The 21,551-nt window shown below is 47.5% G+C and carries 15 protein-coding genes; 5 read left to right on the top strand and 10 right to left on the bottom strand.

Going from position 1 to position 21,551, the window contains the following annotated elements; translation table 11 throughout:
- The first annotated feature begins 66 nt into the window (after positions 1–66).
- From EI981_RS04925 to EI981_RS04915, 3 genes are all read left to right on the top strand, one after another.
- On the top strand, positions 67–1,416 hold the full coding sequence (locus EI981_RS04925) for an extracellular solute-binding protein (protein ID WP_126995948.1): 1,350 nt from the start codon (positions 67–69) through the stop codon (positions 1,414–1,416).
- 209 nt (positions 1,417–1,625) lie between these two features.
- Positions 1,626–2,990, top strand: a complete 1,365-nt coding sequence (gene guaD, locus EI981_RS04920; protein ID WP_126995945.1) for a guanine deaminase — start codon at positions 1,626–1,628, stop codon at positions 2,988–2,990.
- Between the two features lie 38 nt (positions 2,991–3,028).
- Entirely contained in the window at positions 3,029–4,393 is a 1,365-nt protein-coding gene (locus EI981_RS04915) for a uracil-xanthine permease family protein (protein WP_126995943.1), read from the top strand.
- Between the two features lie 97 nt (positions 4,394–4,490).
- Here the strand turns inward: EI981_RS04915 and EI981_RS04910 are convergent, their stop codons facing one another.
- A complete protein-coding gene (locus EI981_RS04910; RefSeq protein WP_126995941.1) occupies positions 4,491–5,951 on the bottom strand; it encodes a (Fe-S)-binding protein in 1,461 nt (486 codons plus the stop codon).
- Positions 5,948–7,363, bottom strand: a complete 1,416-nt coding sequence (locus tag EI981_RS04905; RefSeq protein WP_126995939.1) for an FAD-binding oxidoreductase — start codon at positions 7,361–7,363, stop codon at positions 5,948–5,950. Before EI981_RS04905 ends, EI981_RS04910 begins: the two co-directional genes overlap by 4 nt.
- 266 nt (positions 7,364–7,629) lie before the next feature.
- Here EI981_RS04905 and EI981_RS04900 point away from each other — a divergent pair, with 266 nt between their 5' ends.
- Positions 7,630–8,319, top strand: coding sequence for a FadR/GntR family transcriptional regulator (locus tag EI981_RS04900; RefSeq protein WP_126995937.1), 690 nt, complete (start codon positions 7,630–7,632; stop codon positions 8,317–8,319).
- A 134-nt stretch (positions 8,320–8,453) separates the two neighbouring features.
- Here the strand turns inward: EI981_RS04900 and EI981_RS04895 are convergent, their stop codons facing one another.
- The 4 genes from EI981_RS04895 to rihC all read right to left on the bottom strand — a co-directional run bounded on the left by EI981_RS04895 (position 8,454) and on the right by rihC (position 12,991).
- A complete protein-coding gene (locus EI981_RS04895; protein WP_126995935.1) occupies positions 8,454–9,677 on the bottom strand; it encodes a NupC/NupG family nucleoside CNT transporter in 1,224 nt (407 codons plus the stop codon).
- Positions 9,678–9,692: 15 nt separating this feature from the next.
- Entirely contained in the window at positions 9,693–10,613 is a 921-nt protein-coding gene (gene rbsK, locus EI981_RS04890) for a ribokinase (RefSeq protein WP_126995933.1), read from the bottom strand.
- A 67-nt stretch (positions 10,614–10,680) separates the two neighbouring features.
- A complete protein-coding gene (gene dcuC, locus EI981_RS04885) occupies positions 10,681–12,039 on the bottom strand; it encodes a C4-dicarboxylate transporter DcuC (protein WP_126995931.1) in 1,359 nt (452 codons plus the stop codon).
- A gap of 28 nt (positions 12,040–12,067) precedes the next feature.
- Complete coding sequence (gene rihC / locus EI981_RS04880; protein ID WP_126995929.1) at positions 12,068–12,991, bottom strand: ribonucleoside hydrolase RihC; 924 nt, start codon at positions 12,989–12,991, stop codon at positions 12,068–12,070.
- A gap of 303 nt (positions 12,992–13,294) precedes the next feature.
- Here rihC and EI981_RS04875 point away from each other — a divergent pair, with 303 nt between their 5' ends.
- The gene (locus tag EI981_RS04875) at positions 13,295–14,281 is read left to right on the top strand and encodes a LacI family DNA-binding transcriptional regulator (protein ID WP_126995927.1); all 987 of its coding nucleotides are present in this window, start codon (positions 13,295–13,297) and stop codon (positions 14,279–14,281) included.
- Positions 14,282–14,362: 81 nt separating this feature from the next.
- Here EI981_RS04875 and EI981_RS04870 read toward each other — a convergent pair whose 3' ends face one another.
- From EI981_RS04870 to EI981_RS04855, 4 genes are all read right to left on the bottom strand, one after another.
- Positions 14,363–14,914, bottom strand: a complete 552-nt coding sequence (locus EI981_RS04870) for an RNA 2'-phosphotransferase (RefSeq protein WP_126995925.1) — start codon at positions 14,912–14,914, stop codon at positions 14,363–14,365.
- Between the two features lie 592 nt (positions 14,915–15,506).
- Positions 15,507–18,113, bottom strand: coding sequence for a family 16 glycosylhydrolase (locus EI981_RS04865; RefSeq protein ID WP_227011694.1), 2,607 nt, complete (start codon positions 18,111–18,113; stop codon positions 15,507–15,509).
- Positions 18,100–19,677 carry a response regulator transcription factor gene (locus EI981_RS04860; RefSeq protein ID WP_126995921.1) on the bottom strand — a complete coding sequence of 526 codons (1,578 nt, stop codon included), beginning with the start codon at positions 19,675–19,677 and terminating at the stop codon, positions 18,100–18,102. Before EI981_RS04860 ends, EI981_RS04865 begins: the two co-directional genes overlap by 14 nt.
- A 1-nt stretch (position 19,678) precedes the next feature.
- Positions 19,679–21,517, bottom strand: a complete 1,839-nt coding sequence (locus EI981_RS04855; RefSeq protein WP_162616087.1) for a sensor histidine kinase — start codon at positions 21,515–21,517, stop codon at positions 19,679–19,681.
- Between the last annotated feature and the right edge of the window lie 34 nt (positions 21,518–21,551).

The raw sequence follows: 21,551 nt of genomic DNA, 5'->3' as shown, positions 1-21,551 counted from the left end.
GACAATATTAATGATATAATTAAACATTTGATAATAAGGTATTTACTGGAATAGAGGTGTATACAAATGACGGATGGACCAAAGCGATCTACATTTAGAAGACGTTATGAGGAAATGCTCGTTACGTTAAGAAATGAAATCATTACTGGAATCTGGGGTGAAGGGAGCTTTCTCCCCTCCGAGAACGATATAGCCGAGCGGTTTCAATTAAGCAAGAACTCTGTACGTAAGGGACTGGGGCTGCTGGTATCCGAGGGATTTATCGAGAAAATACCACGGGTAGGCAATCGTATTCGGCAATCACCTGCCGGGGTATCCATTAAATTCGGATATTATCCCTCACTCATCGAGGAAGCTGATCTCAAGGTATTGATGGACGAATTCCATAAGCAGCATCCGCTGATCCGCGTCACTATGATCCCGATGCCCTCAAGCCACGTGAAGCCAACGATGAGAGATTTTATGGAGTCCGATGACATTGATGTGATGGCCATTAATAATCAGAATTTCGAGCTATTTGCAGAGCCTGACAGCTCACCTGAGCTATTAGAACCGCTGCAACCGGTAGAAGGAGTCTATCCAGTCTTGACGGAACCTTTTATGCGTGATGGGAACTTATATGTACAACCTTTCTTGTTCTCGCCAATCGTTCTTTGCTACAATAAGCAGCATTTCTCGGAGAATGGACTCGAGGAACCAGACAGTAGCTGGACATGGGATACCGTCAAAAAAACCGCGAAGCAGCTCGCCAATAGCACAGACCGACATGGGTTCTTCTTCCATTACTTATCTGATAATCGCTGGCCTATCTTCCTGCTGCAGAATAACGTCCGCTTTAATCACGGCAACGGTGAGGACAAGCAGCTAAAGCTTGATGAGGCCGCGCTTACCGAGAGTCTGCAAATATCTAAGGAACTGCTAGATCAGGTATTTCCGCCATTCAGATCGGAGAATGATGACGATGCCGAGATGTTATTTTGCCAGCAGAAGGTGTCGATGATCCTAACGTCTTACTTCTGCCTGAACAAGATCAAGGATGTCGATTTCTCCTATAATATATCACCACTGCCTTATCTGGGCACGCCCCGAACTCTGGTAATTGCCATTGGCCTGGCGATTCACAAGAACTCTAAGAATAAGCAGGCAGCGCAGGCCTTCATTAACTTCATGATGTCTTATGACACCCAGCTCACCATTCGGCAAAATACACTAAGTATCCCGAGTCTCAAAAGCGCTGCTGAATGGAATGGACAAGGAAGGGTTAAGCTGCCGTCACGCTATTTCATCTATCGTGAGATTTTTCCCAGCTTCTGTTATCACACTGCGCTGAACGTCACTTATTCAGAGCTCGGGGACATCCGCCAGCGCATCAAGCTCTACCTGTCCAGGATGGAAGGGTTGGATGTGTTCTCGTAACACTCACTATAAATCGATACCGTTAATATCGCGAACCAGTTCAGTCACATGAATGAGCTTGTTCGCGATTTTACTTTTATTTGACGTTCTGATTCCGAATAAATCCCCTATCCATTTTTTCTATATTCGCCTTTTATTATAGACTTATCTATTTTAACGGATTATAATAGCTTTTACATATTAAAAATACGAACATTGAGGCGGCAACTATGGATCAATATATGCAATTATTTCAAGGAACTGCTTTTTCCAGTCAATCTTCCAAAGAAATTCAGATATTAAAAGACTACCTGTTTGCGATCAATGCAGAGGGAATGATTGAGAAGGTCGTCGCTCCAGAGGATGCAGAATATCACCCTTTGCTAGAGGCATATCAAGGCAAGAGCAACTTCCATCGATTAACTGAGGGCCAGTATTTACTGCCCGGGTTCATCGACCTGCATGTGCATGCGCCGCAATGGGCGCAGTCGGGAACAGCCCTGGACATTCCGCTCTATGACTGGCTGAATACGTACACTTTCCCGCTGGAGTCCAAATTCGCGGATCTGGATTTTGCCGAGAAAGTCTATGATGATCTGGTCAGCACCTTGCTCGCTAACGGGACAACAACCGTACTGTATTTTGCTACAGTGCATAAAGAGGCCAGTCTATTGTTGGCTGAGCTCTGTGCAAAGAAAGGACAGCGCGGACTTGTCGGCAAGGTTGTGATGGATGATCCCGCGCAAAACCCGGAATATTACCGTGATGCCGACACCAATTTGGCACTAGTGGATACGGAAGAGTTCATTCTCGCCGTTCGAGAATTAGCCAAGACTGTGAAGCAAGGCATCTATCCGGTTGTAACCCCTCGTTTTATTCCGAGTTGCACAAATGAAGCATTAGAAGGTCTCGGCAAGCTCGCTGCCAAATACGATGCCTATGTCCAGTCGCACTGCAGCGAAAGTGATTGGGCGCATGGTTATGTTCGAGATCGCTTTGATAAAAATGATGCCTTTGCGTTGCATGATTTCGGCCTGCTGCGGGAGAAGTCAGTTATGGCGCACTGCAATTTCCTGGACGAGCCTGATGCGGATTTATTCGCGGAGACCGGAACGGCAATTGCACATTGTCCTGTCTCGAATGCCTATTTTGCCAATAGTGTCATTCCGGTCGCCCATTTCCATGCCAAAGGCATTGATATTGGACTGGGCACGGACATATCCGGCGGCTTCTCGCCGAGTCTGTTCGATAATGTAAGACAAGCCGTCATCTCTTCGAGAATGCTGGAGGATGGCGTTGATCCTTCTCTCCCAGCACATGAGCGTGGTGTTCCAGACTCGCGGATTACGATTGATGAAGCGTTCTATCTTGCTACAGCCGGGGGCGGCGAAAGCCTAAGCTTGCCGATCGGTCGCCTTCAACAGAATTATGCATGGGATGTACAGATCATCGATACGAAGTTGCCTTCCGCCAAGCTGCCTATCTTTGATGAGAATGAAGATTTGCACGGAATCTTTGAGAAGATCATGTACCTGGCTAGACCTGAAAACATCCGTGAAGTATGGGTACAGGGCATGAAGGTTCATTCGCGTTAAAATACAAAAAAACTAAAATATTCGAGGTGTGCATCTCAGTGAAAACAGAAGCAGTCAACCAGGGTCAAACTCAAACGAGTTCACAGCAGCTAACAGTTCTGCCTGATCAGAAGATATCGTTCGGCAAGTCCGCCCTCCTGGGTTTACAGCATGTATTAGCGATGGACGTCTATGTCGTTCCTTTCCTGATCGCCATGCTAATCGGTTTACAATCCAATCAGTCCAGCGCACTGATTCAATCCACCTTTATCGCTGCGGGTTTGGCAACGATTGTGCAGAGCTACTTCTGCATGAAGCTGCCGATCGCTCAAGGTCCTTCGTATGTTCCACTTGGAGCGATTGTTAGCATCTATGCCGCCAGTGGAGGCGGGCAGTTAGGCTGGAATTCTGTGCTGGGCGCGAGCCTTGTCGGTGCGGTTCTCGTTATTATTTTGGGTATGACCGGCGTCTTCAATAAAATCGTCAAATCCTTCATCCCGCCGATTGTAGGCGGTACGATTATCTTTATCGTAGGTCTATCTTTATTGCCTGTGGGAATCAGAGACAATATTTATGAAGCCGCTGACGCGACGATCAATCAGAACGTCATGCTGGCTCTGATCTCAGGTGCAGTACTGCTGGTCTTTGTGATCCTCGGTTCTCTGTTAGGTACAAAAGGATCTTTATTCCGCATTATGTCCGTCATGTTCGCGTTAATCGGTGGATGTATCGCTGCTAATTTTATGGGGGTACTGGATTTCTCGGCAGTTAGCAATGTCAAATGGTTCAGCATGCCGCAGATTCCTTTTGCCGACTTCGGCTTCTCTTTCAACATCTCAGCTATTATCACGATGGTCATTATTTATCTCGTGCTGCTCGCTGAGACAACGGGAACCTGGTTCGCTGTCAGCAATGTCATCGATAAACCGTTAACCGATAAAAATATTAACCGAGGGGTTATCGGCGAAGGAATTAGCTGTCTGATTGCTTCTCTACTCGGCTCTACTCCGGTTACAGGTTATTCCACCAATGCCGGCATTATCTCTATCACCGGGATTGCCAGCCGTCGGGTCTTCCTTGCCGTTGGTGGTTGGTTCGTTATCTTTGGCTGTTCCGGTAAGCTAGCTGCTCTAATCTCATCCATCCCGACGGCTGTCATCGGCGGCGTATTCTGCATCGTCTGCGGCATTATCGCCATTAACGGCATACAGGTCATGAAGAACGAGCGAATCGGAGAGAAAGAGATGTACATCGTTGCCATTCCGATGATTATAACTTTGGCATTAGTGCTTATTCCGAAGGATTACCTGTATTCCTTGCCTACCTTCGTGCAATATTTGCTGGGTTCGCCAATTCTAGCTGCTTCCCTAGCGGCCATATTATTGAACAAGTTCCTGCCTGGTGGGAAGAAAGTTCAGTCGTAAGTTTGTAGACATCATTAGGCTTAGAAATATAGAAGGGGCTGACCTCAGAAGGATACATGAGGTGCAGCCCCTATTTTTTAGGGTGGAATTATAGGTTCTATTTCATTACTTTCTCGGCAAAATAATCGACAACATGCATTACCTTCAGACGATCCTGTGCCTGCTCCCGCTCAACACCGATCTTCATCTGCAACAGACAACCGGGATTGCTCGTCAGAATGATCGATGCCCCCGTCTCATTCACCTTACCCATCTTATGATCCAGAATATCATTCGCCATCTTCGGCTGCAGTAGATTATAAATACCGGCTGATCCGCAGCAGCCTTCTGCGCCTTCAAGCTCTACATAATTCAAATCGGGCAGGAGACGGAGAAGTTGTCGAGGTCCCCTTCCTGCCTTCATTACATTACGCAGGTGACAGGAGTCTTGATAAGTGATCGTGTCCTGAGGTGCATGATTGGCGCGTGATTGGGAAGTGTGCTCTTGATCGGCAAGCCCCTCATCAATAGATTCTATTGATTTCCATCGCTCTGAACGAAGCAGAAGCTCGCTTATATCCTTGATCTGCTCCGAGAAATGCTCCGCTTGCGCCCACCACTCTGCATCATCCTTCAGCAGATAGTCATATTCAATCAGCATTGCTCCACAACCGCCAGCGTTGGAAGCTATATAATCGACCTTGGCCTCAGCGAAGGCCTGGATATTCTTCTTCGCGAACTCCCGAGCGGTCTCCAGATCACCGCTGTGGGAGAACAGTGCTCCGCAGCAGCCTTGCGCTTCAGGAATGACGACATCATAACCCGATTCTCTCAGCAGATTCACCGTATTCACATTCGTCTCGGTGAAGAGTACATCCATAATGCAGCCGCGGAACATGCCTACAGTTCCAATCCGCTCTCCCTTGGCAGGCAGGAAGCTGGCATTCACCCGTTTTGCTACGCCTTGACTGTCAGCCTGTGGCAGGATACGCTCCAAGGTCTGAAAATGATCTGGCAGAAACCGAAGAAGCTTCTTCTTCGCTGCATAGCGCTGTAATCCGGAGCGCTGATATTTCTCAAGCAGAACGCTAAGCGACAGCATGCGGTTATGGCTCTTGAAGGCAGGCTTCACCAGCTTATGCAGCCGTTTCATGTTCGGAGGCCTATTCGATTCAGACTTATATCCGGATCCATCTGCAGCTTCGTTCTGCTCATTCTTCTTAGCAGAACGAAGCTGCTGTTCAAATAGCACCGATTTGGTCTGCTCCAGCAGTTGTCCATACTTCACATCGGATGGACATACGGGCTCACAGGCCCGACAGCCCAAGCACAGATTGATCTGCTGGCGGAACGACTCATCCGGCTCCATTACACCGTCAGCTACCGCCTTCATGAGGGCAATTCTCCCCCGTGGCGACGCAGCCTCGATGCCTGTCTCTTGATATGTCGGACAGGAAGGCTGACAGAAGCCGCAGCGCATACAGTTCATTAGTTCATTGTAATCTAACTGCTTAGTAAGCTCCTGCTGTAGCGTTAATAAGGATGGGACCCGCTCTACCTTAGGATTAGGACTGCTCATTTCGAGATCACCAGCCTTTTACGGGACGACTTGGCAAAGATCTTGCCTGGATTCATGATGCCGGCCGGATCGAAAACTTGCTTAATCCCCTTCATCACGTCAATACCCGCATTCCCTACCTTCCATTCCAGATAAGGAGCTTTTACAGTTCCGACACCATGCTCGCCCGTGATCGTCCCGCCAAGCGAGATCGCCTCCTCGAAGATTTCCGCAAAGGCTTCCTCAACGCGGTGAATCTCCTCTTCATTACGAGCATCTGTCGTACAAGTAGGGTGCAAATTGCCATCCCCGGCGTGCCCGAAGGTGCATATGTTGACGCGGTATTTCTCAGCAATCCGATTAATAGCCAGGATCATATCGGCGATGGCAGATCGCGGAACGGTCGCATCCTCCAGGATCGTCGTCGGCGAGATCCGAGCTAGCGTAGACAGCGCGCTCCGGCGGGCCATCATCAGTTGCTCCGCTTCAACCTCGTCCTGAGCCATACGGATGTCCGTTGCTCCTTCCGCAGCACAGATATTTTTAATATCATTCATATCCTTCTTCACATGCTCCAGCTCTTGGCCGTCCTGCTCAATCAGCAATATAGCCTGCACATCCGTGGGAAGACCGATATGATTATAGTCCTCTACCACACGTATCGTAGCCTGGTCCATAATTTCCAGCGTGGCCGGAATAATCCGCGCACCAACAATACGTGAGACCGAGCGAGCCGCCCCATAAATATCTGCAAAAGCGACCAGCATCGTCTGACGTACTCCAGGTGCAGGCAGAAGCTTCAATGTCGCCTCCGTAATCAACGCCAGAGTTCCCTCGGAACCAACTAACAGCTTCGTCAGATCGTAACCAGCTACATCCTTATACAGTTTGCCGCCCGTGCGAATCATCTCCCCAGAGGGGAGCACTGCTTCAAGGCCGATCACATAGTCCTTGGTTGTGCCATACTTAAGACCGCGCAAGCCCCCAGCGCCTTCCATAATGTTGCCGCCTAATGTAGAGATGACCATACTGCTCGGATCTGGCGGGTAGAACAGTCCCCGCCGCTCCACTTCCTGATGGAACTTCTTCGTATTCAAGCCAGGCTGCACGGTAGCCGTCAGGTTGACGGTATCCAGCTCAAGCAGCTTGTTCATCCGCGACATGGCTACCACGATGCCTCCCTGTACAGGAACAGTACCGCCACATAGATTGCTCGCAGCGCCTCGCGGAACGATCGGGATGCGATGCTCATTGGCAAGCCTCAATATAGATTGCACCTCAGCCGTCGTCTCCGGATAGACCACCGCATCAGGCAGCGATTGCAGCATAGGGGTAGCATCATAAGAATGGGTGACCAAGGTCTCCTGATCATCTCGAAATCGTTCTTGGCCGAGCCATTGAAGCAATGACTGTCTTACCTCAGAATCTAGCATCTCAATTGCACCTCTCCTCTTCCTGTCTTCATCGTAGATGAAGCCGAATCCATACAAATTGATGATTGCAATGAATTTGATTGGCAACCAATGGGCGATATTCTGGACAGAAGCAGCTTAGAATCGAATAACTGTTCAGGTCATCTGATGACTTTTGGGATATTATACCTTATAATGAAAGCGTATGTATAGACTTAACTTAAAATTTGAAGGAATATAGACTTGAGGATTATACAGCCACATCAACCAGCAGGGGGAACTCGATCATGTACCATATACAAATGAAAAAAGGGGCAGAGCTCGTTACAGAGCATCTGCTCCAGCAATTGAAAGACGGCAGCTATGCCGAAGGGCAGCGACTTCCCTCTGTGGAAGCGCTGGCCAAGCAATACCAAGTGGGCCGGTCAACGATCCGCGAAGCCCAAAGCGCCTTAAAGGCGATGGGATGGCTCGATATCCGTCACGGCGGAGGTACCTTCGCACGTCGACCGGAGCACCATCCTGCCGAGCAATTGATCAGCTCACTTGCGGATATGGATTCGCTCCGTTCCTTGATCGAGGCCCGCAAGCTGGTTGAGATCGGCTCAGCCGCACTCGCGGCGCGAAGAAGAACGGAACAGGACCTCACACGAATGTCTTCTTGTCTTAAGCTGATGGAAGAACATCTGGACGATGAAGAGAGAAGCCAGCAGGATGACCTGCAATTCCACGTCTATTTGGCTGAAGCCAGCCACAATCCGATCCTGGTCCCGATGCTTGCCATGTTCCATCAGGAATGTGCGAAGCATATGGGCAGCACAAGGCGTATGTGGCTGTTCGGCGAACGCGCCTCTGCCCTACAGCTATTGAAAGAGCATCAGCTCATCTATGAAGCCATTTCCCTTCAAGACGAAGCCCTTGCCTCCCAGCGGATGGAAGAGCATCTCACGAAGGTGGAGATGGTGTTGAACGTATAGGTGATTAAAGAGAGGGACTTGCGTGGAGCAGCCTGCGATTATAGGAAAAGGACGCAAAGAAATCGGGAACAGCCATGTTTCAGATGAAACCCTGTTATTCCCGATATCAATTATACAGCTTACGTTCATTTCGCTTAAAAGAACATGCCTGCAATTGCACCGCTCAGCAGATTAGCTAACGAGCCTGCAATTACTGCCTTAAATGCAAGACTCCCTACCTCACTGCTCCTCTCAGGGGATAATGAACTAAATGAACCCAACATGATCCCCATGGAGCCGATATTGGCAAATCCGCAGAGGGCAAAGCTAACGATAGCAACCGTCTTGTCTGACAAATGTCCCATCTGTTCAGCAAAAGAACCAAAGGCTATCATTTCATTCATCACAAGCTTTTGTCCCAGGAAGCTTCCTGCCATAGTAGCCTCTGACCAAGGAACACCAATCGCAAAGGCAATAGGCGAGAAAACCCAGCCCAGAATTAATTGCAGTGACAGTTCGCCAAAACCAAACCATCCGCCGATCCACCCAAGCAGCCCGTTGAGCAAAGCCACCATCGATATAAAAGCGATCAGCATGGCCACAATTTGCAGCGCCATTTTCATACCGGCAGAAGCGCCTTTTGAAATAATATTAACGATGCTTTCCTTTTTCCCTGATTTGTTCTCTTCAAGCTCATGTATATCAACCTTGACGGGTACTTCCCGTTCCGGAATTATAATCTTCGCTATAATAAGCCCCGCAGGAGCCGACATGATGCTCGCGGATAATAAATATTCCATAGGTATCCCGAGCGCAGCATAAGCGACCATGATCCCGCCGGCGACAGAGGCTAGCCCACCAACCATAACCGCGAACATTTCCGATCGCGTCAGGTATTTCATATAAGGCTTGATCATAATCGGAATTTCCTGCAGTCCCAGAAAAATATTCCCTGCTGCCGCTAAAGATTCAGATCGGCTTGTCTTCAGCAATCTGCCAAGTCCCCCCCCAATGACACGCATAAAGATCTGGACGATCCCAAAATGATATAAAATACCGATCAAAGGAGTAATAAAGACGGCCAGCATGGCCACGCGAATCGCAAAGATATTGCCTGTGGGCATCGTCTTGTCGGCCAGGCTGCCGAATACAAAGCCCAGGCCTTCATATCCGTAGTGGAACAAGTTCGTAATAGCCCCTGATATAGCTCTTATCACCTGCTTGCCAACATCCCATTTCAACACGATAAAGCCAAACAATAATTGAATAAGAAAACCTATACAAATGGTGCGATAATTGATATTTTTCTTATGGTCTGACATCAAATAGGCAATAACGAAAACAACGAAACAGCCCAGCAGTCCCCATAAAATATTCATTCTATCCACTCATTTCTATCCATTCGCGAGTTCATGAGCATAAGGTATCGATTGGAATGCTCCTTTACGTTGAACTACGATCGATGAGAATTTACTTGCAAATCTAACGGCTTCTATAATGTTATCCAATGATTTGAGATGATTCCCTTGTAATCTGGTGCAGAGCGCTCCGATAAAGCTATCGCCCGCCGCCGTTGTATCGATGGCTTGTACTTTCTCAGCCGGAACCGCGATAGAGCCCTCCGGATGGCAGACCAGACTGCCGCGTTCACCAAGCGTAACAATGACACAACCGGTGCCTTGTTCCATTAACTTATGCGCGCCTTGTATAATCTCATCTTCACTGGTTGTATCGCATCCTGTCAGCATATGCATCTCACTTTCGTTCGGGATAAGAATATCCGTTACTCTGAGCAATCCTGCCGGAATTTCTTTTGCAGGCGCAGGATTGAGCACAGTAATTTTCCCCTCATCTTTCGCTAATGCAAAAGCATGCTCTATAACATGAATCGGAACTTCAAACTGGGCTACAATAACGTCAGAAGACCCGATATTCTCTCTAGACAGGTCAACATCTCGTGTTGTCAGCCCCATATTGGAGCCGGCGCTGACTACAATCATATTACTGCCGTTTTTGGCGAACAAAATCAAGGCTTCTCCCGTAGGCAAATCCGGATCGGTATAAACATGGTCTGTAAGGATGCCTTCCTGCTGCATTGTTGCCATGAGCTGTTTGCCATTCTCATCCTGCCCGATTTTACCGATAAATTGTACCGACGCTCCTAACCTTGCAGCCGATACGGCCTGATTGAAACCTTTGCCCCCTGGTCCAACCATTTTGTCCGTTGCAAATATAGTCTCACCCTCAACAGGGAGGGATTCCAGCAATAAGCTGGAATCCATATTGATGCTGCCAAGTATGCATATCTTCTTCATCTGTGCTTCGCTCCTATCCAATTACAATATTCTCTCTGTATTATCTATTTTAGGAATTTGGGCAGTATTATGAGAACATCACATAAGACAATACTAGCGTACTTATAATACCAACGATAATTGGCACTGAAGTCCGTTTAACAACAGCCATCGGACTCTTGCCAATAATACTGCAGACAACAATGATAACCGCAGCAACTGGCGACACCGAGCGGACCAGGTTAGCAATTAATTGCATAGGAATGGCCAACATTACTCCATTGATACCAACATTATGTGCGATATCAGGCAGCAAACCTACCGAAGCGTAGAATACAGCAAGACCGCCGCCGCTGATCAGACCAATAAGCGCTGTGATCCCTGAGAAAGCGAACATCAAGATCATTCCTGCCCCATTGACATCTTTTACCGAATTGGTCAGCATATCAATAATGCCCAGCGCTTTCAGACCATCTACCATCAAGCTTGCCGCAACAAGCAGCGCTACGACCATAGCAAGCCCGTTCCCCATACCTTTGAAGAATACCATTAGCTCATCGAACACTTGCTGGATCTTGCGTTTGCGAATGATTTCAATAATAACTGTAACGATCAGAGAAATAAACGTGATTTCAACCAGACCGATTTTAATCGACTTAATAAATATACCAAATACAGTAATCAGGATCAGTGGAAGAATCGGCAGAATCCCATAGAACGCCGGAGGCAAATCCTCACGTAATGCAGTCAGCTTGGATTCATCGATATCATCGGTTTCCGGATTCTTCTTATCCAAATATTTCTGCCAGAAATAATGTGCAATCGTCATGAGTATCAACGTAGGAATCGAAATGGCAGCGTGATATTTCAATACATAATCCATCAGATCGATACCAAAGGTCTCAGCCGCAATAACATTATCCGCACCAAGAGGAGTCGGGATAATTGTCGCTGTTGTCGCAATTACAGCACCTGCAGTAAGCGCGGACATTCCGATACGCTTCAGAACTGGATACAATGTAGCCATCAGAAGTACAGCCAGACTTGATGCACTCGGAACAACAAGAGACAGCAGGTTTCCTACGATAAAAATAACCGGGACTAACACATAGACTGATTTGATACCGGATAATGGCTTCATCAAGGTTCGAACCGTAACTTCATTCGCGCCAATCTGCGTCATATACGACGAGAAGCCGAACAGAACCATGATCGTCATCCCGATATTCCCTAAGTTGTTGACGAAACTTTGTGTAATCGATTTGATCGGATCCAGCCATATAGAGCCTGTCGTTGTTTCTTCAGGCAATACAGGGTGCCCCATAAAAGCTGCTCCAAATAGAAGCAGGATACCCGCAATGAACAATGCAACCGTAGCATTGACCTTCTTATAAATCATCCAGCCTGCCAGCACGATTACAACTAAACCGAATATGAGTTCTACCAAAGTGATTCTCCTCTCTAAATGCTGCCTTTTATCGAGTATTAGCTAATTGCTCTACTGCCCACGCTCTGAAAGCGTCTACATCAATATCCAAGCACACCGTTGCATTTGGCTCTCTATGATATCGATTCTTCAGATCTACAATCGTAGTGCCTGCTGTATATGTGCCTGAAGTCTCGACATCTACGAAGCAAACTTGAGTCTTGAACAATTCGGGATTGACAATATAGGCGATTGCGCATAAATCATGCATTTTTAGTCCTGTCTTCAAGCTGCCACCGCGATAATGCTGGAACATGGAATACATCATCCTGCCTGTTTCATTCAAATCGCGAATGGTCTCTACATTGTCCGGGGTCAAGGTGGCCTTGCTTGTCACATCAAGTCCTACCATCGTAATATCAAGCCCTGAAGCAAATACGATCTTGGCGGCTTCCGGATCGGCAAAGATGTTGTATTCTGCCGTTGGCGTATGATTGCCTGCAGATGCTGAACCACCCATCAGCACAATCCGTTCAATCCGCGATTTGCATTCCGGATACAATGTCAGGAATAAAGCGATATTCGTCAAAGGGCCAATCGGTACAAGGGTTACTTTTTCTTCGTTGTTCATGATCGTCTCTCTAATTGCATTAACCGCATGCTCCGGATGAATCACCTTCTTCGGTTCTGGAAATTCATATCCGCCCATCCCCGATTCTCCATGAATATGGCTGCTGTCCTCATATGGAATACATAATGGTTTATTGGCGCCCTTGGCAACTGGAATGTCCTTATCAAAAAATTCAACCAGCTTGAGTGCATTATTCGTCGTTTTTTCAACAGAGACATTTCCGGCAATGGTTGATAGCAGCTTGACGTCCAACTTCTTATGAAATAACGCCACTCCGATAGCAACGGCATCATCAATCCCTGGATCAGTATCAATGATGATAGGAATTTTCTTATCAGTCATTCGGTTCAACATCCTCTCAATTGGTGTAATAGAGCATTCCCAGATTCTCAATTTCCGACGTATCATCAAATGTGTAATCGGTTACTCATTTGAGTATCATAATAAACTCATCTTAAAACGCTGTCAATACGTATATCCCTTGAAATTATTACAATTGATGTGAATAATGTGGAACCGGTAACATATTTCATGTAATATTGTGTAACCGGTATCCTATTTTTGGATCTTCATACAGTTGAATACCTGATATTTATTAAGTATAGTAATATAGAAGCACAGAAGTAATTAAAGGAGCTGAGAACAATCCCAACGATTCGAGATGTTTCAAAATTAGCAGGGGTTTCCGTGGCGACCGTTTCTCGCGTCCTTAATCAGAAGGGGTATGTTCATAAAGATACGGTTCAGAAAGTTCATGAAGCTATCGAAATGCTACAATACACACCCAATGATATTGCCCGTAGTTTATCCAAGAAATCCTCCAAAACGATCGCTCTCATCGTCCCTGATATTACGAACCCGTTCTTTAATGAACTTGCGCTTGCCGTAGAGAAGGTAACGCAAATGTACGGATATACAACGATACTTTGCAATACCAATGATTCCCCTGCCGTGGAAAGGCAATACATTCAAACATTAAAACAAAAATACATTGATGGATTTATTATGGCTACAAATACCTTGTCCTCGAATGAGATAGACCAGTTACAGATTCCGTTAGTTGCACTGGATCGCTCAAACTTTCAGACGGTGCCCACTATTTCTTCGAAAAATCGCGAGGGTGCACGTTTGGCCGTGCAAGCCTTACTGCAACAAGGTTGTACCAAAATTTTGCACATTAGGGGGCCAAAAGGATTATGGATTGCAGAGGAACGCTGTCAGGGCTATCTCGATCTAGTTGAAGATTTAGACTGGTTCACACCTAAGCTAATTGTTAATGGAAATTTTCAGTTAAAAGAGGCTTCAGAAGCTGTAAATAAAATCTTTGACGCACATCCTGATATTGACGGCATCTTTGCTGGCAATGACTTAATGGCGATAGGCGCGCTTCGCGTTATGCAAAAACGTGGTATTCGTGTACCGGATCAGGTACAAATCATTGGATATGACGGTATTCCGCTTGGGGAAATGGTCTACCCGGAATTATCTACGGTATCTCAGCCGATTTATGAAATGGGCATGCTAGCTGCCCGCATCCTCATCAAGAAGATTGAGCAGCAGCCGCTGGAAGAAATGAATCACCAGATGGATAATGAACTTATTCAACGTGGAACAACGCGTCACACTTCTTGATCATCAGTGATCATGAACGCAAACAATGGGCTCCTAAGCGGCAGGAGCCCATTTGTTATCCATGACAGTGCGTATTTTATTTTACTTTATAACCGAAAGGCAGCTAGGCGGCATATGATCTGACAGCCAAACTTCATTGCCCGCATAATAGAAGGTTATGCCCTGTTGCTTTGCAGCTGACGTATCAACCTGAAGCATCACCAGCTCTCCCCTGCGGCTCCCCGCCAACGCTGCAAAATGGGTCCCTTCCGATAAATGGACATACTGCCGACCCATCGGACGCAACCCTTCCTTCAAAATAGACGGCAAAGCCTTCATGTTCGTACCGTGGTATAGAATGGCCGGAGGATTACCCGGTGTGTATTGTATTTTATCATGACTATGCCCGTACCTTGCCTTTATACGCCCATCTTTAATTTCAAAACGCTGTTTGTCCGAATTGCGAACCACCTGCTCTATATCCTCCTGTTTCACCCACGACCACCTGGACTGGGCTTGGATGGCGGCCAATAGGGTGCTTATCGAACATGTGCCATCCTCTGGATCCAGGACAACACCAAAATCCTCAGGCGTGTGCCGAAGGAGCTTGCTCATCATTTTACTCAAGCCTTTTTCTTGGGTCTGACTTAACATATTTATCACTTCACTTTTCTAATCCTTATTTCTAATTTCCAATAGTTTCATTATACTGATTCGCATGCTTGTGAAACAGGGGATACTCAGCTAAACTCAAACTTTCCCCCTACTCTAACGAAACTACATATCGCTATTGCCGCAAAAATAAGGGGCTTTCACATCTAACGAAACTCTGTACCACTATTTGAAGTTAAATTCCCGTTCTTAGCGACTATTTTAGCAAAATAGCGATACCACGTTTCGATACAATTTTTGGCTGTCCATTTCGGCTTGAATAACGATACCCTGTTTCGTTAGCATTTGCTGCAATGCATTTACTACCTGGTTCTCAGCTCCGGCTCCCAATAATTCCAATATACAAATTAGCTCGGACATTTGAAAAACCAGGGGAACACGCTGCTTCCAGTCTCCATGCAAAAAAGGGGCCTTCCAAAGATCTTTCGACCTTGAGACGCCCCTTCTGCAATTCAAAATACTGGTAGATCCGTGGCCCTCCATTTGGAGCTTTCCACCGCTTTGCCCTTTCTGGACTTCCCCCTTCGGTATACGAACGGTTCAGGCCAGCAGAAGTCTAGCCCAGATCACCCAATCACTCCGCTGTTCCTTGAGTCACCCCATGAACATATGTCAGCCACGGAGTATCCAGCGCACCTTGCCCCGGATTATAGGTGAAGAAGTACTCAATCGCGTCCCCGTATTGGAGATTATTTATAGGGTAGATATAATTGCCGTCCCCTGTTGGCACCATGGCTACGTTCAACTGGCCCCCATTATTCAGCTTGTAATGCAAATCGGCAAAGGTCGCCCCGTTCACATAGAACAGCAAGTTATCGCCTGTCTTCTTCAGTCCGCGCACTTCATCACCAATGATGACAACCGTAGGTGCCTTCGGCAAAACCGTGATGGTGCAGACAGCTGTTTTATTGCCGTCTACCGTTGCAACAGTTACTGTAGTCGTCCCCGAAGCCAGCCCAGTCACAACACCATTCTGATTTACGGAAGCAATGCTGGCATCGGATACAGTCCATGATACCTGCTTATTCGTTGCATTCGCTGGCGTCACATTAGCATTTAACTGTACCTGCTGATCTACTTCCAATTGTGCATTCGTCTGACTCAAAGCTATACCGCTCACGGGAATGTTCCCGGGATTCTCACCGCCACCTGGTTTATAGACGCGCACATAATCTACCTGCATTGTCGCCGGGATATCGCCAGGGTCCGGAGCCAGCCCGCCGTCAAAGTGACCGCCAACCGCCAGATTCATAATGATATAGAAAGGCTGATCAAATGGCGCGTTCGGATTGTTAGGCGCAGCTACCGAATACCATTGATCTCTGGTTACTTTAAAGAAGAATTTGCCGTCCACATACCATTTGAAGTTATCCTCTTCCCAGATCAAGGTATATACATGAAAATCATTGGCGAAGGTTTGCCCGTCAGGGAAGTGATATTCGCCGGCAATATATTTATTCACCGGCCACTGACCGCCAAAATGCACCGCTCCGCTGGTCGTTCCAGGCAACCGTCCCTTCGCTTCCATCACATCGATCTCCCCAGAGGCAGCCCATGCGCCATATGCTTCATCTTCCGGAAGCATCCACAGGGCCGGCCAGATTCCATTGCCTGTAGGCAATTTGGCACTAAAGTCGACTCTGCCATACTGCAGCGAGAGATGGCCTTTGGTATTAATCTTGCCTGAAGAGTACTGCGCATAACGATTAGGGTCCTGCGGGAAAGATTTCGGATCGTTCAAGGCCCTGATATTTAACTTTCCATCCTGTACGAATACATTTTGCTCACTATCCGTATAGTGCTCCAGCTCTGCATTTCCCCAACCCCAGCTATTAGGATCATCACCAATATAATAGCCTAGTTCATAATTCCACTTGCTTGTATCCAGCTGAGTCCCATTGAATTCATCCTGCCAAATGAGCGTCATGCCCGCAATCGACGGATCGCTTGAAGTACCGATGGCGATATCCTCATGATCGGTTACGTCAGGACGCGGAGCATTCGGATTGCCGATGAATGTATAGTATACATAGTTATTGCCGATGCCTCCGCCCGATTGTCCATTGAGCGGATAACCGATACGCAGCTGTATATCCTCCTGCACCGGCTGGAACCACAGCCCATAGATATAGTCGGCCCAATATCCCCACTGATTGGCGTCCGACATGTTATTGTAGCCGTTGCCCGCATATACAAATCGGCTCTGAGCCGAGTTCGACATATCTACCCATTGTCCATTGACATTGATCTGATACACGAAATTTCCGAGCTCGGTGCCGATCGGCGCTCCCCCGTCGATTTTAGGCAGCGGTATGCCGATAACCCCTTTTTCATCCGCTGTGTATGTTGTTGTTCCATCATAAGAGCTAATCGTATATGAGTTTCTGACTGGTTCATTAAAGTGAATCGTATACACCAAGTTCGCCGAGGAGGTCTTGGACGCGAATTTCACCTGAATAGACTCCGTAACGGTAAACCAATAGCCGCCGCCACCCTCGGTGAATTGTCCGAAGTTGCTGTCGTAAATCCAGCCGCTGGCTGCATTATTGTCAATATCAATCCAGGTGCTGCTGTTTACAGGCTTCACATACACCTTCAAATCATCGGCCACGGCTTCATAGGTTATGGCTGAGTCATTATTGAAAATAGGATAGGTAAAGCCCGCTCCGCCAGTAAATCCTGCAGTAATGTCTGGTCCTTGCGTAGGTGACATGGCAGTGATCGTCGTTTTAATGATATTTTGGAATACAAGTGTGTAGTCCAGTGTAACCCCGTTAGCCTTGGAGTACAGTTGAATCTCCGTGGTTGCGGAGAGAGTGAACCAATAGCCGTACAAGCCGCCATCGCTCCAATGCCCCCAATTCTGGTTGTAAATAAAGCCACCAGCACTGTCAATATCGATCCAATTACCGTCCACTTTCACATTTACTCCAATGTCAGCGGACACCTCATTCCAGGTTGCGGAGCCTCCATTGAATATTGGCATGACAAACCCGTAGCTGGCTTGCCCAACTCCCGATTTTGAGATCACAGGTCCATCTGCTGGCGAGAAGTAAGACATAGAACTAACTGTTGTCCCTGCTCCGTCTGCCTGGGCTTTTGGGGCTGGCAATAAACCCATACTCACGATCAGAACTGCTGCCAGAACCAAGGAAAGTATCTTTTCCCTATACCGTTTCATATTCATCCTCCTCCAAAAATGATTCCTTATGCTTGCGCCGCATCAGCTGGCGATACTCCGTGGGCTGCATATTCATCACATCGCGAAATGCCCGAGTAAAGCTCTTGTAGCTCTCGTATCCCACCATAGCAGCGATCTCGATAACTTTATGTTCGGTCTCGGCCAACAGCTTCCGGGCTTTCCCCATACGCACATCGCGAAGGTATTCCGCAAAGCCTTTGCCGATATTCTTCTTGAACAGGTTTGAAAAATAAGCATAATTCAGGGACACATGGTTGGATACCATGGCCAGGTCTAGCGGCTTGTAGTAATTTTCGTGGATAAAGCGGATCGCTTCGTTTAAATCCTGCGAATTGCGATAATGGCACTTGAATTCATAATAAAATTGATTCAGCCTAAGCAACTGCTGCTGCAGCGCCTGTATATAGTCGCGGATGCCCGGATAGTCGAAAAGGTTCTGCAAGCATTTAATATCTAATGCTTCTTCCCCCATGTAGGGCCGAATCACTCGCTCATATTCCCTCAGCATCTGAATCATAACGCGGCCCAGGTCCTGGGTATAACGAATGTGATAACGCTGCAGCACATCCTTGTGGAACAGCTTGGATATCCCTTCGGTGATTTTTACGTTGTTTCTGGTGCCTATGAGCTGGAACAGCGCGTAAATCTCCTCGTAGGGAAGCTGCCACTGCTGCACCAGCCCCTCCGTATGAGTCGGCAAAATGCAGTCCTGCTCCGGGAACAGGTAACTGTTGCGGTGAAGCTCCATCACTTGACCATAGCTGGCTGGCAGTTCCTTTAATCCTTGCTGCGGACCCGTCATCACCGAAATAGCACGAATTCGCTCGGCCTTGAGAGCAGCCGGTAAAGCATCCGTATCCACAGACGCATCTACGGCGAGGATCAGCTGTGGACTATGCTGCAGACAGATGCACCCCTGCTTGCCATATACACGGTAGGCTATAGATTCCATACTGTGGGAACTACTTGCCCCTGGTTGGTTAATCCACAGCTTCTCACGCAGCAGGCACAGGCGATAGTTCTTCCACAGCTGCGGGTTTTGCTGCTGGGTCTGAATAACCCATGCCTCTTCGTTAGCCGCGCCTTGCATATACATGCTCAGCTCTTTCCGATCTGTCTCCTTAGCCAGGCGAGACAAATGCTTCATATTGCGTGACAGCACCTGCCGAGCTCTTACCTCCTGCATTACATGCTCGATGGAGGCTTGAAGATCCTCCCGCTTCACAGGCTTGAGAAGGTATGCCTTCGCCCCGAGTGCAATGGCTCTTTGGGCATAGGCAAAATCACTATAACCACTGATGATCAGATAATCGACCTTAATACGCTCCTCTTTGGTACAGGCCATTAACTCAAGTCCATCCATATCCGGCATCCGAATATCGGTAATCACCAGCTGGATGCTATGATGCCGCAGCAATTGCAAGGCCTCGACTCCATTGGCAGCGCAGTAAATAGAGCCTAGCTCCAGGGGAAACTGCTGCAGCATGGCCTGCAATCCATCGCGAATATGCTTCTGATCGTCGGCAATCAAAATGTTAATCATCCTACCATCCCCCCAGATTCACATTTTCCCATGGTAAGCGTATCATTACGCGAGTATAGGCGCCCTGCACGCTGTCTATCCAAAGTCCATAGTCTTTGCCATAGTTCAGTTGTAAGCGTTTGTGCACGTTCCCCAAGCCTAGTCCGTTCTTGCCAGTAACGATTGGCGTATCCGATTCGCCCAGCAATATAGCTTGCAAGCTGGCCAGAATCTGAGGATCAACGCCCACGCCGTCATCGGCGATCTCGATCAGCAAGAGGTTGTCATTCTCCACCCGGACGGTGATCTGGATATGTACACTGCCGCCTTTGGGTGCCGCATGATGAACGGCGTTTTCAACGATGGGCTGCATGCACATTTTCGGAATCGCATAGAGAAGCACTTCCTGGGGGAGTATCTCCGTTAATACGTAGCCGCCTCCCTCCATAAAGTTAATGAATTTGATATAACTCTGGATGTTCGCAAGCTCTTCTTCGAGGGCTACGGTATCTCCACTCCATTTCATGCTATAGCGGAGCAGTGAACCTAGCGATACCAATGCTTCAGCAATCACAGGCTGCTGCTGGACCTCCGCCTGCATCCGAATCGCTTCCAGCGCGTTATAGAGAAAATGCGAATTGATCTGCGAATGGAGCGAATGCAGCTGTGCGTTCTTGGCGATCAACTGCTTATCAACGACCTGGGTCATCAAATGTTTAATCTCATCCAGCATTTTATTGTAAGTAATGGCGACCTCATCGATTTCGTCACCGGTTTCGTCTTCTTCTAGCCCTGTATCAATTTTCTCATCCAGCTGCCCTTTTCGAACTTTGCGCATGGAAGAGAGCACGCTGTCCAATCGGCGAAAAAGACGCCGCGTGGTGTGCGATACCAGGAGCATCAATAACAGCAGCACGCAGAGTGTAATGACAACCACCAGTGCGTACCAACTGCGCGGACCCTTCATCAGTGCCTGATGTGAAGCAATATCTACCACATAGGCATCCAGCGGAACAAGATAGCGGTATACAGCATAATAGGTTTGACCACCTACCTGAACCTTCAGTGGGCTATTCTGCTCTAGCGCATCCAACTGCCGATGGATGCTGGCCAGAATTTGCTCCAGTTCTTCTCCAGCTGCTTGTGAGAATGAATGCTGAGGATTATAGATATAACGGGAAGCATCGCCTCCTTCCATCACGACAGAGAAGAAATCCCCCCCTGTCTCTTCCAGAAGATCGCTGAAAAACAGATTGTGCGGCGTGCGAATTTCCATAATACTGGGGCGCTTCTGCTGCTGACCCTGAAGACGTACAAGCCGATAGTAAGAGAGGGTGTGCTCTCCATCCTGAAAAGCAAATATACGGTAAGCTGCCCCGCCTTCATCCCGGAGCGTCTGCCAATAATCTTGCGGCGTAAACTTGTCATAATGGTAGATTTCCGGCCAGATTTCATACAGGTCTGGATTATCGACATAGAAGCTGAGCTCACTAATCATCTCATTACTCTGGATAATGTTGTGCATCTGCTCAAATTGATTTTGTCTGAATTTCACCAACCGCAGGCCGTCACCACGCATATTGGAATGGATAAAGTCTACAAAGGATTTTTGCGTCAACGCTGTCGAGGAAGCGTTTTCAATTATGTCCATTTTACTGCGCAGCTTCTCATTGATCCGGGAGATATGGCTGCTTCCATTAGACATTGCATCTTTATATAGCTGGACCTCCTGAATACGAATAAATAAAAAGGATACTGAGATGGCAGGGATGGCTATCAGCATACTAAATGTTAAAAACAACTTTTGTGATATCCGGGAATTACGGTATATTTTTCTGACTTTTGTCAGTAATCTCTTCATGCCAACGCCCCCCACTTCCCTGTAATATACCATA

It is taken from the genome of Paenibacillus lutimineralis (assembly GCF_003991425.1).
GTDB classification, from domain to species: Bacteria; Bacillota; Bacilli; order Paenibacillales; family Paenibacillaceae; genus Fontibacillus; species Fontibacillus lutimineralis.
This window is presented reverse-complemented; position numbering and strand designations above follow the sequence as displayed.